This is a genomic window from Stenotrophomonas sp. GD03777, assembly GCF_029842485.1.
GTDB lineage: Bacteria > Pseudomonadota > Gammaproteobacteria > Xanthomonadales > Xanthomonadaceae > Stenotrophomonas > Stenotrophomonas sepilia.
In genome coordinates this window covers 1-4,345 of the sequence record NZ_JAOCGL010000179.1, presented here as the reverse complement: position 1 = coordinate 4,345, position 4,345 = coordinate 1, and the positions used below count along the sequence as shown (strand labels likewise).

The window sequence follows — 4,345 nt, the reverse complement described above, 5'->3', positions numbered from 1 at the left end:
CTGCAGCCCCAATGTGGCCAGCACCTTGCTGGAAATCTCCTCGATCGAGGTGTGGGTGGTGCTCAGGGTCGGGATCCGCTCCATGCGGAACATGGTCTCGGCCGCGGCCACCTCGCGCTTGCAGGTGTCCAGGTTGGCGTAGCGCGAGTTCGGGCGGCGCTCCTGGCGGATCTGCTGCAGGCGGTCCGGATCGATGGTCAACCCGAACAGCTTGCGCCGGTAGTTGCGCAGGCGCGGCGGCAGGCGGTCGCTTTCCAGGTCTTCGTCGGTCAGCGGGTAGTTGGCCGCGCGCACCCCGTAATGCAGGGCCAGGTAGATGCAGGTGGGCGTCTTGCCGGCGCGCGACACCGCCACCAGGATCACGTCGGCATCGTCATAGTTCACTGCGATGCCGTCGTCATGGGTCAGGGCGAAGTTCATCGCGTTGATGCGGCGGTGGTACGTGTCGAAATCGACCATGCCGTGGGCCTGTCCGACCCGGGCCAGGCGCGGGCTGGCCAGTTCGCGCTCCAGCGGCTCGATGAACGGCGCGAACACATCCAGCATCAGGGCACCGCTGTCGGCCAGGATCAGGCTCAGGCTCTGGTCCACGCAGGAGTTCACCACGATCGGCCGGACCTGGTACCGCTCCCCCGCCGCCTGGATCCGGGCGCAGGCTTCACGCGCTTTTTCAGGGTCGTCGACAAACGACATCCGATCGGTAATGAAGCTGAACCCGGAGAACTGGGTCAGCAGGCTATGCCCAATGGTTTCAGCGGTGATACCGGTTCCATCGGAAACGTAGAACACCGGACGGATGGTCGACATGCGCGCTTTTACCCCCTACGAAGCTTAAAAAGGCCGCCAGCACAAGCTTGTGCCGACGGTGCTCTGCCCGGCATCATATCGGCTTCTTCCTACGGACGCGGCCACTCAGCCCGCCTCGGGCGATGGCCAAACGGAGCATCGCGCTTGAACGAGAACATCCTGTGGTTGCACGAACTGCGTCTGGCCGATCTGGCCCGCGTAGGCGGCAAGAATTCGTCCCTGGGCGAGATGATCGGCAACCTGGCCGGTCTGGGCGTTTCGGTGCCGGGCGGTTATGCCACCACCGCTGAAGCCTTCAAGGACTTCATCGCGCACAACGACCTGTCCAAGCGCATCTTCGACAGGCTGGCCACGCTGGACGTCGAGGACGTCAACGCGCTGACCGCCGCCGGCAAGGAAATCCGCGGCTGGGTAATCGACGCCCCGCTGCAGCCGCAGCTGGACCAGGACATCCGCACCGCCTACGCCAAGCTGAGCGCCGAGAATGGCGGCGGCGACGTGGCCGTGGCCGTGCGTTCGTCTGCCACTGCCGAGGATCTGCCGGATGCGTCCTTCGCCGGCCAGCAGGAAACCTTCCTCAACGTGACCGGTGCCGACGACGTCGTGCACAAGGTCAAGGAAGTGTTCGCCTCGCTGTACAACGACCGCGCCATCGCCTACCGCGTGCACCACGGCTTCAAGCATGAGGACGTGTTCCTGTCCGCCGGCGTGCAGCTGATGGTGCGTTCGGGCGTCGGTTCCTCCGGTGTGCTGTTCACCCTGGACACCGAGTCCGGCTTCCGCGACGTGGTGTTCGTCACCTCCTCGTTCGGCCTGGGCGAGATGGTCGTGCAGGGCGCGGTCAATCCGGACGAATACTACGTCTACAAGCCCACCCTGCAGGCCGGCAAGCCGGCGATCCTGCGCCGCTCGCTCGGCAGCAAGGCGATCCGCATGGTGTATTCGGATGTCCCCGGTGAGCGCGTCCGTATCGAAGACACGCCGGCCGAACTGCGCACCACCTTCTCGATCAGCGACGAGGACGTGCAGGAACTGGCCAAGCAGGCGCTGGTCATCGAAAAGCACTACGGCCGCCCGATGGACATCGAGTGGGCCAAGGACGGTGTCAGCGGCAAGCTGTTCATCGTGCAGGCGCGCCCGGAAACGGTGAAGTCGCGCAGCCACGCCACCCAGATCGAGCGCTTCGCGCTGACCGAGAAGGGCGGCAGGGTGCTGGCCGAGGGCCGTGCCGTCGGCGCCAAGATCGGTTCGGGCGTAGCCCGCGTGGTGAAGACGCTGGACGACATGAACCGCGTGCAGCCGGGCGACGTGCTGATCGCCGACATGACCGATCCCGATTGGGAACCGGTGATGAAGCGCGCCTCGGCCATCGTCACCAACCGCGGTGGCCGCACCTGCCACGCCGCGATCATCGCGCGCGAGCTGGGCGTGCCGGCCGTGGTTGGTTCGGGCAACGCGACCCAGGTCATCGAAGATGGCCAGCTGGTCACCGTCAGCTGCGCTGAAGGCGATACCGGCTTCATCTACGAAGGCAAGCTCGGCTTTGAACGCACCACCACCGATCTGGGCAACATGCCGCCGGCGCCGCTGAAGATCATGATGAACGTGGCCAACCCGGAACGTGCCTTCGACTTCGGCCAGCTGCCGAACGCCGGCATCGGCCTGGCCCGCCTGGAAATGATCATCGCCAGCCACATCGGCATCCATCCGAATGCGCTGCTGGAATACGACCGCCAGGACGCCGCTACCAAGAAGAAGATCGACGAGAAGATCGCCGGCTACGGTGATCCGGTCAGCTTCTACGTCGACCGCCTGACCGAAGGCATCGCCACCCTCACCGCCTCGGTCGCCCCGAACGCCGTGATCGTGCGCCTGTCGGACTTCAAGTCCAACGAGTACGCCAACCTGATCGGCGGCAGCAACTACGAGCCACACGAAGAGAACCCGATGATCGGCTTCCGCGGCGCCAGCCGTTACGTCGACCCGAGCTTCTCGGCCGCCTTCGCGCTGGAGTGCAAGGCCGTGCTGCGCGTGCGCAACGAAATGGGCCTGGACAACCTGTGGGTCATGATTCCGTTCGTGCGCACCCTGGAAGAAGGCCGCAAGGTCATCGAGGTGCTGGAACAGAACGGCCTGAAGCAGGGCGAGAACGGCCTGAAGATCATCATGATGTGCGAAGTGCCGTCCAACGCACTGCTCGCCGATGAGTTCCTGGAGATCTTCGACGGCTTCTCGATCGGCTCCAACGACCTGACCCAGCTGAGCCTGGGCCTGGACCGCGACTCGTCGATCGTCGCGCACCTGTTCGACGAACGTAACCCGGCGGTGAAAAAACTGCTGTCGATGGCGATCAAGTCGGCACGTGCCAAGGGCAAGTACGTTGGCATCTGCGGCCAGGGCCCGTCCGATCACCCGGATCTGGCCGAATGGCTGATGCAGGAAGGCATCGAGTCGGTGTCGCTGAACCCGGACACCGTGGTGGATACCTGGCTGCGCCTGGCCAAGCTGAAGGCCAACGGCTGATGCCGTGATGGGCTGACGTCGCTTTCATCGACGTCCGCCCATACTGCTGCTGCACGCAAGCCCCGCCTCTGCGGGGCTTGCTGTTTCTGGCGTCCACGCACGCCCGGCCCCACGCAGACATCGCTACGCAGCAAAGGACTTCCGCATGATCGCCGCCGCACCTCCCACCCCCGCCCCCGCCGCAACGCCCTGGTTCCACTCGCTCAACTGGGAGCGCCTGCTGGAAACCTACGGTGTGCCGTTACTGGCCGCCATCGTGGTGCTGCTGGTGGGCCTGTGGGTGGCGCGTCGCCTGTCCAACGCGATGCCGCGCGCCACAGCGCGCATGGGCGTGGACCCGATGCTGGGCAGCTTCCTGCGCAACGTGGTGTACGCCGCATCGCTGGTGATCGTGGTGGTGCTGGCCATCGGCACGCTGGGCGTGCAGATCACGCCGCTGCTGGCCGTGCTCGGCACCGCCGGCCTGGCCGTTGGCCTTGCCCTGAAGGATTCGCTGTCCAACATCGCCTCGGGCGTGATGCTGGTGACACTGCGGCCGTTCCGCGTCGGCGACGTAGTCACCGTTGCCGGACAGACCGGCACGGTGCGCGAAGTGCGCATTTTCCAGACCGTCATCACCGGTGCCGACAACCAGCACACCACCATTCCGAACACGTTGATCACCGCTGCACCGATCATCAACCTCACCGCCGAACCGACCCGCCGCGTCGAACTGGTGATCGGCATCGGCTATGAAGACAACATCCAGCTGGCGCGCGATACCGCGCTGGCGTTGATGAAGGCCGACTCGCGCGTGCTGCAGACGCCGGCACCGGACGTGGTGGTGTACGAGTTGGGGGCGCACGCGATCAACCTCGGCATCCGCTGCTACGTGAAGTCGGCCGACTGGTTCGGCACCAAGGTCACGCTGCTGGAGCAGCTCAAGCTGGGCTTCGACAAAGCCGGCATCAACATCCCGTATCCGCAGCAGGACATGCACCTTTACCTGCATGGCAAGGATGGCGGCGTGGTCGAG

General features: G+C 65.2%; 3 protein-coding genes. 2 read left to right on the top strand and 1 reads right to left on the bottom strand.

Going from position 1 to position 4,345, the window contains the following annotated elements:
• The coding region (locus N5E02_RS20260) for a kinase/pyrophosphorylase (protein WP_279946680.1) at positions 1 to 807 on the bottom strand (807 nt) is incomplete at its 3' end.
• A gap of 144 nt (positions 808 to 951) precedes the next feature.
• Between N5E02_RS20260 and ppsA the strand changes: the two genes are divergently transcribed.
• Both ppsA and N5E02_RS20250 read left to right on the top strand, forming a co-directional pair.
• Positions 952 to 3,330 (top strand): phosphoenolpyruvate synthase, encoded by a 2,379-nt coding sequence (gene ppsA, locus N5E02_RS20255; protein ID WP_279946679.1) that lies wholly within the window; start codon positions 952 to 954, stop codon positions 3,328 to 3,330.
• A gap of 145 nt (positions 3,331 to 3,475) precedes the next feature.
• Positions 3,476 to 4,345 (top strand): mechanosensitive ion channel domain-containing protein (locus N5E02_RS20250; RefSeq protein ID WP_279946678.1); only part of this gene is annotated, 870 nt, incomplete at its 3' end.